Below are 1,422 nucleotides of genomic sequence, written 5' to 3' on the forward strand. Positions count from 1 at the left end.
TCTTTATCAGGCAGCTAAGGGGGACGTGGGCACCCCTCACCCGGGTGGTGGTGTTGGGTGGGGTGGAGTGCAGGTGTTTCCTCGTCCTGACTCTCCGCTTCGGCATCAGGGACACCAGCTGGCCGCAGCTTCGCCTGAAGGGTCATGAGCGGCTCGGTGGAACCATCGGAGCGCTGCCCGGTCACCTGGAGAATGGACTTCTCGAGGATGCTCCGGAATTCGTGAGCCGTGTGGCGTTGAGGCTCCGGTTCGGCCGCACGGCGCGCGATGTACCCGGAGACAAGCCCGAGCAGAACGTTGTCCACCTCCTGCGCCAGAGGGTCCTGGCCGAGGTACGTCGTAATCAGTGGAATCAGACGTCTGCGGGCTTCATCTTCGACCTGATCGCAAGTGCGCGCTGTGACAAGTACATCCAGACGATCGACGCACCATCCGACGTCACGGCCGTCGGGCAGGCTCAGACCGTTGAGCTTGTCGATGATCCGCTCACGATCGTCTGCACTGACCGGCCCGCGTGCGCCGCCGCGCTCACAGACAAACTGGAACAGATCTCGCTGGGGGGTCTCATTCACGATCAGCGTGAAGCGTGTTCCCTCAGGAAGTGGCTTTCCGCCGAACAGCTTGCCGAGGTAGCTCGTTGCCGCCGTTCTGTTCTCTGCCTTCTTCGCCGCATCCGGCTTGCAGATGTCGGCGATGCTGTGGCGCTTCGCTCCTTCGACGGTCTTGACCTGCCGGTAAGAAGGCGCGTCTGCTTTGTAGCAGAGGATGTCTTCCAGATCCTCCCACGAGACTTCCGTCCAGTGGCCTTCCAGCATGTCGAGGCAGTCCAGGAGTGTGACCGCGTCCTGGTACAGGAAGCCGCGCCGGCTGCGCCGGCCACCATCAGCAGGCGCAAGCGTCACCGGCGCTCCACTTACGCAACCGGCCGGTGCCGACCACCAGCCCAACGGCACAGGTTTCTATTCGCATGGTCCCCCCAACGGACGCTCTGGGCATCGGAGTAGATCACCATCCGCACACGGATAGCAACGGTCCGTTGGAGTAATTCGCACAAGACAGGCTGATCCCGCCGGCCGCTGGTGGCCCCGGCCCAGGGAGCGGGACCACCAGGTTGGCGGATGTGGGGTCAGCGGGTGCGCCGGGTCAGCGCTGCTGGATCCACCAGATGATCCACCCGGCTCCGCTCGCGCCCACGGCGCCGGCGGAGCCGCGGACGATGCCGTAGCCCGCCGTACGGGCGAGGCCGCGCAGGCGACGGCGGCGACCGCCGTCCAGCAGCTCCAGCAGCCGGGCCCGGATCGCGGACCAGATGTGACGCAGCTTGTCGTTTGTGAGCGATCATGAAATTCCTCAGGCAGGGCGGGTTCTGCGTCACGTAATTCCCCACCCCCGCGGTCACGTAATTCCCCATGGGGACGACGG

General features: G+C 64.9%; 1 protein-coding gene. It reads right to left on the minus strand.

Annotation, left to right across the window (positions count from 1 at the left end; genetic code table 11):
- Positions 1–14: 14 nt before the first annotated feature.
- Positions 15–902, minus strand: a complete 888-nt coding sequence (locus tag ACFCZF_RS40870) for a dsDNA nuclease domain-containing protein (protein WP_376675992.1) — start codon at positions 900–902, stop codon at positions 15–17.
- Between the last annotated feature and the right edge of the window lie 520 nt (positions 903–1,422).

Origin of the sequence: Streptomyces sp. NPDC056296 (genome assembly GCF_042268605.1) — a bacterium.
Lineage (GTDB): Bacteria > Actinomycetota > Actinomycetes > Streptomycetales > Streptomycetaceae > Streptomyces.